The 5,327-nt window shown below is 65.6% G+C and carries 5 protein-coding genes and 1 tRNA gene; 4 read left to right on the top strand and 2 right to left on the bottom strand.

Features of this window, described 5'->3' with window-relative positions:
- Positions 1-97 precede the first annotated feature (97 nt).
- The 4 genes from dprA (at position 98) to AAGD32_18275 (ending at position 4,153) form a co-directional block, all read left to right on the top strand.
- Positions 98-1,213 (top strand): DNA-processing protein DprA, encoded by a 1,116-nt coding sequence (dprA, locus tag AAGD32_18290; protein ID MEM8876199.1) that lies wholly within the window; start codon positions 98-100, stop codon positions 1,211-1,213.
- A gap of 99 nt (positions 1,214-1,312) precedes the next feature.
- Entirely contained in the window at positions 1,313-1,765 is a 453-nt protein-coding gene (locus AAGD32_18285; GenBank protein ID MEM8876198.1) for an NUDIX domain-containing protein, read from the top strand.
- A gap of 22 nt (positions 1,766-1,787) precedes the next feature.
- Positions 1,788-3,395 carry a Ppx/GppA phosphatase family protein gene (locus AAGD32_18280; protein MEM8876197.1) on the top strand — a complete coding sequence of 536 codons (1,608 nt, stop codon included), beginning with the start codon at positions 1,788-1,790 and terminating at the stop codon, positions 3,393-3,395.
- A 5-nt stretch (positions 3,396-3,400) separates the two neighbouring features.
- Positions 3,401-4,153, top strand: coding sequence for a hypothetical protein (locus tag AAGD32_18275; GenBank protein MEM8876196.1), 753 nt, complete (start codon positions 3,401-3,403; stop codon positions 4,151-4,153).
- Between the two features lie 111 nt (positions 4,154-4,264).
- On the opposite strand, the gene hisF is transcribed toward AAGD32_18275, so the two are convergent.
- Positions 4,265-5,053, bottom strand: coding sequence for an imidazole glycerol phosphate synthase subunit HisF (hisF, locus tag AAGD32_18270; protein ID MEM8876195.1), 789 nt, complete (start codon positions 5,051-5,053; stop codon positions 4,265-4,267).
- Positions 5,054-5,071: 18 nt separating this feature from the next.
- Positions 5,072-5,145, bottom strand: a tRNA-His gene (locus AAGD32_18265).
- Positions 5,146-5,327 lie beyond the last annotated feature (182 nt).

Raw genomic sequence — 5,327 nt, 5'->3', positions numbered from 1 at the left:
CGCACGCTCGGCGCTGCGGGCTGCGCCCGCCACCCTCCCTCACGGTCGGGCCTCGTTGTGATTTGCTTGCCTGGACCGCTTCGCCCACACTCCCCGCATGTCCGTTGCCCATTGGCTGCGTCTGCGCCTAGCACAGGGCATCGGGCCGACGCTCGCGCAGCGCCTCGTCGACTTCTGCGGCAACGTCGCCGACGCCGCCGAAGCTTCGGCGCGCACCCTCCAAAACATCAAGGGCATCGGCGGCGCGAAGGCGACATCCATCGAGACAGCGCTGCGCGTCGCACAGGACGACGTCCGCCGTGAACTCGATCTCGCCGACCGGCTCGGTGTCACGATCCTCCACCGCGACGATCCGGCCTACCCGGCGCTGCTCGCACGGATCCCCGATCCGCCGAGCGTGCTCTGGCTGCGCGGCGAACTGACCGACGCGGGCTGCCTCGGTGTCGTCGGCTCGCGGGGATGCAGTAGTTACGGACGTACGCAGGCCGAGCGGTTTTCGAGTTGGCTTGCGGGTGCGGGGTTCACCATCGTCAGCGGTGGCGCACGCGGCATCGACGCCGCCGCCCATCGCGGGGCGCTGCGCCACCCCGACGGCCGCACGATCGCCGTGCTCGGCTGCGGCGTCGACGTGGCGTATCCGAAGGAACACACCGACCTGTACGCCGAGATCGCCGAGCGCGGCTGCGTGCTGAGCGACTATCCGTTGGGCACGCCGCCGATCGCGCAGAACTTTCCGCCACGCAATCGAATCATCAGCGGGATGAGCCGTGGCGTGCTCGTGATCGAAGCCGCGGCCCGCAGCGGAGCGTCCATCACCGCCCGACTCGCCGCGACTGAACACGGCCGCACCGTCTTCGCCCTGCCCGGGCAGGTGGACAATCCGCTGTCGCACGGGCCTCACCAACTCATCCGCGACGGTGCGACGCTCGTCACCGAGCCGGCCGACATCCCCGGCGAGCTCGGCCCGCTACCGGACACGCCGGCGACCAAGCCGACGACGCTCTTCGAGGCGCCGCCCGAGCCGAAACCGCTGCCGACGTTGTCGGAGGAAGAACGCGCGATCGCCGACGTCCTCGAAGTCGACCCAGCCGACGCCGACACCCTCGCCGATCGCGGCGGGCTGCCGATCCACGTCGTGAACCGCTGCCTGACCACGCTCACGCTCAAAGGCGTCGCCGAGCGTGCCGACGGCAATCGGTACAAGCGAAAGTGACGGCGGGTCGAACCGCGTTGCGGAGCAACGCGGCTTGGCGTTTCTTGTCCACCGATGCACCGCTGTGTTGCTCCGCAACGCGGTCGGCTACGCTCCGCCATGCGCATCCGCACCGACTGCGTCTTCTGCTACGTCTTCCGGGAACGTGGTACATGGGAGGTGCTGCAACTGCTCCGTGCGCCCGGTCGGTTCATGGAAGACACCTGGGCGTTCGTCAGCGGCGGTGTCGAGCCGGGCGAAACGATGCACGACGCGGCCCTCCGGGAGCTGCGTGAAGAGACACAACTGACACCGACCAAGTTCTACCACGGCGACCATGTGAAGACGTACTACCTGCCGGTCAGCGACGAGTTGTTCCACGCCCCGACGTTCGCGGCCATCGTCGATGTGGACGCGGAGGTCGTGCTCAACGACGAACACACCGACCAGCGCTGGGTTTCGATCGACGCGGTGCCGACGCTCTGGACCGATGATGCCGACGCACTCGCAACGATCCGGCGACAAATCCTGAACGACGGCCCGGGTAAACCGCACCTGCGCATCGACGTGTGACCCCGTGTGGTAGAGTTGGGCCATGCCCGCCTCCACCAACGGCACCGCAGCGAGCCTGGCCAACCTCCCGTCACGGATCGCCCCGGCCGACGCGGCCGCTGGATCGCTGCGACTCTCCGCGGTCGATGTCGGGTCCAACTCCATCCACATGATCGTCGCCCAGGTCGACGCCGACGGCGGCGTCACCACGCTCTGGCGAATGAAGGAGCCGGTCGGCCTGGGCCGGATCAGCTTCCCGTCCAAGCGGCTCTCCAAGGAAGCGATCGACCGTGCCGTCGTGACCCTGGGCCGGTTCCAGCGGGCGAGTATCCTCAAACAAGCCGAAAAGATCGTCGTCATCGCGACCAGCGCCGTGCGTGAAGCGGAGAACGGCGGCGACCTGATCGAGCGCGTCCGGCGCGAACTCAAGCTGCGCATCAAGGTGGTGAACGCCCCCGAGGAAGCCCGCCTGATCTACCTCGGCGTCCGCCACGCGATCGCGATCGACGACCCGCACCTGATCGTCGACATCGGCGGCGGCAGCGTGGAGTTCATGGTCGGCGATGAGCAAGACGCGCCCCTGCTCGAAAGCCGCAAGCTCGGCGCGGCCCGGCTCACGGGGTTGTTCATCAAGTCCGACCCGATCTCCGCCGGCGACCTCGAAGCCGTCGAGACGCACATCGCCAACGAGATGGCCCCGCTGATCGAGAAAATCAAGGCGCTCAACCCCGTCGGTGCCATCGGCACCAGCGGCACGCTCGAGAACATCGCGGCCATGACCGGCGGCCTGTTCGCCGAACCGGCCAGCGACCACACCCTCGGCACCATCGACGCCAAGCCGCTCGAGAAGCTCGCCAAGAAACTCATCAAATCCACCGCCGCCACCCGGGCCGAGATGCGCGACCTCGACGACCAACGCCGCGACCAAATCCTCGCCGGTGTTTTGGTCATCCGACACGTCTTCAAGACGCTCGGGCTCAAGCAGATGAAACTCTGCGGCGCGGCCCTGCGTGAAGGGATTCTCGTGGACTACTTCGAACGCAAACGCCCCGACATCGAAGTCCGCCGCGAGGTGCCCGACCCGCGGCGACGATCGGTGCTCGACCTGTGCCGCCGGTGTGACTGGCACAAGTCGCACTCGATGCATGTCGCGATGCTGACACTCGCGCTCTTCGACGAGCTTCGGAACCTGCACAAGCTCGGCGCGATGGAACGAGAGCTGATCGAGTACGCGGCGCTGATGCACGACATCGGCTGGCACATCGGCCGAAAGGGCCACCACAAGCACAGCCAATACCTCATCGAGCACGGTCGGCTTCGGAACTTCACCGACGACGAGATCAACATCATGGCCGCGATCGCTCGTTACCACCGCAAAGCCCTGCCGCGGAAAGAGCACCGCCCGTACGGCGAGATGAGCAAGGAGTCACGCCGCGTCGTCGATGTCGGCGCGGCCTTGTTGCGACTCGCCGATGGCCTGGACCGCAGCCACGCCGGCGCGGTGACGGGCCTGACCTGCGACCGCCGCAAGAACCGCGTCAACTGCAAGCTCCAAACGCGAGCCGACGCGGAGTTGGAAATCTGGGGCGCCGACCGCAAGCGTGATTTGTTCGAGCGGGTGTTCGAGAAGACGATCGAGTTCGAGGCGTGAAGGCCATGGACGAGACGCCCACGCTTGCTTATGCCCGTGAACTGCCGTTCGAGCCGTCCCCGTTTGTCGCTGATGAGTCCACGCTCAAGCTCTGGCGAATCGGCGGCTGGGCGGCGCTGGTCACTTCGTTGACGATCCCGCTAGGCCTGCTCGCGATCTTGTCGGTGAACATGCGTTGGACCGGTTGGGATGTGCCGCTCTTTCTCGGCGTGGTCGGTTTGTTGTTAGCGAGCTCGATCATCTCCACGTTAACCCTCCGCGCATCAGGTACGTTGCGGATCGAGCGGTGGCACATCGCAAAGGTGGCCGCGTGGCTCGGGGCGGCCGTGATCGCGTCCACAATCGTGTTGCACGAATCGGCCCGGCTTTCGTTGGTGAGTCGCTGGCCACACCTCATCACGATCGCATGCATCCTGCTGCTGCTGTCGCTCTTTCACCTGCCGTCGCAGTACCGGTTGTATGTGCGGATCGCCTGGTCGGTCGGCGGCAGCGGGTTCGCCGAAGAACTCAATGCCACGGGCCCGACGAGAGTGCTCGGCGAGGGTTCGTTGATCGTCACCATGCTGACATTCTCCGTCCTGAACGTTTTTGGAATCGAGGGGGTCAGTTGCGTCACCGCATGCTTCGGGCTGATGATCGTGCAACCGTTTTTCCTGATCACCTGCTTCACCGCGTTGGTGCAGCACGTCCGACTGCTCTGGGCGATCGAACGGATGGACCTGTCGTCGATCGAAGAAACCGACGATGTGCGAAGTTGAGCGAGTACAAGTGATTTCGGGACTCACCACACACGGGTGTCTTCGATGCTCCCGCTACGCGAAAGAAACCAAGACCAAATAGCCAGGGGGCCAACGGCCCGCGGGTTAACCTCAAACCATCCGCACCGGCACGCCGGCGGCGTGGAGGTCGCGCTTGACATCGGCGACGGTTAGTTCGTTGTAGTGGAAGATGCTCGCGGCCAGGGCGGCGTCGGCTTTGCCCCCGTTCGGACCGTCGCTGAGAACGTCGACCATGTGCTGCGATCCGCCGGCGCCGCCGCTGGCGACGACCGGGACGCTCACCGCCTCGCTCACGGCGCGGGTCATTTCCAGGTCGTAGCCGGTCTTCATGCCGTCGGCGTTCATGACGTTGAGCACGATCTCGCCGGCCCCGCGATCGACGGCTTCCTTCGCCCACTCCACAACGTCCCGGCCAGTGTCGGTACGACCGCCGTGGATGAAGACGCGGAAGTCGCCGGCGTCGGTCCGCTTGGCATCGAGGCCGAGGATGGTCGCGCATCGACCGAACTTTCGGGCGATATCTTCGATGAGCCTGGGATGACTCACGGCAGCGGAGTTGACGCTGACCTTCTCCGCCCCGGCCTGAATGAGCCGCGTGGCGTCGTCAACCTCGCGAATCCCGCCGCCAACGGTCAGGGGCATGAAAATCTGCTCAACGACTTGTGCGACAATCTCGGCCATGATGCCGCGTTGTTCGCTGCTGGCGGTGATGTCGTAAAACACCAACTCGTCGGCGCCTTGCGCGTCGTAGCGCTTCGCCAATTCAACCGGATCGCCGACATCGGTCAGTTCGCCCCGTTCGGCCTTGCCGAACTGCTGCCCGCGGGTCGTCCGCCCGCCGTGGACGTCCAGGCAGGGGATGATCCGCTTGGTCAACATTTTGCAGGATCCAAAAGGGGTGAGTGACGGGATTCGAACCCGCGACAACCGGGATCACAACCCGGTGCTCTAACCAACTGAGCTACACCCACCAGCATGTTCGGCAGCGACGAAAAACGCATGACGCCCGCGACCGGTCTGGATGATTGGCTCGCGATGGCGACGGATCAAGCGGGCGAATCCACCGCCCGCGCAGCCGGCATGATCCGTGCGGCCCGATAGCCCGATCGGCAGGGCCTTAGCGCGACGAAAAGAAAGATTCGCACCCTTCGGG

It is taken from the genome of Planctomycetota bacterium (assembly GCA_039182125.1).
GTDB lineage: Bacteria > Planctomycetota > Phycisphaerae > Tepidisphaerales > Tepidisphaeraceae > JBCDCH01.
Note: the sequence above shows the minus strand (reverse complement) of the source record. Positions and strands in the feature narration are given on the sequence as shown.

Coding starts and splice junctions, on each gene's coding strand:
- AAGD32_18280 (MEM8876197.1), top strand. CDS start 1,788: ATGCCCGCCTCCACCAACGGCACCGCAGCGAGCCTGGCCAACCTCCCG.
- AAGD32_18285 (MEM8876198.1), top strand. CDS start 1,313: ATGCGCATCCGCACCGACTGCGTCTTCTGCTACGTCTTCCGGGAACGT.
- dprA (MEM8876199.1), top strand. CDS start 98: ATGTCCGTTGCCCATTGGCTGCGTCTGCGCCTAGCACAGGGCATCGGG.
- AAGD32_18275 (MEM8876196.1), top strand. CDS start 3,401: ATGGACGAGACGCCCACGCTTGCTTATGCCCGTGAACTGCCGTTCGAG.
- hisF (MEM8876195.1), bottom strand. CDS start 5,053: ATGTTGACCAAGCGGATCATCCCCTGCCTGGACGTCCACGGCGGGCGG.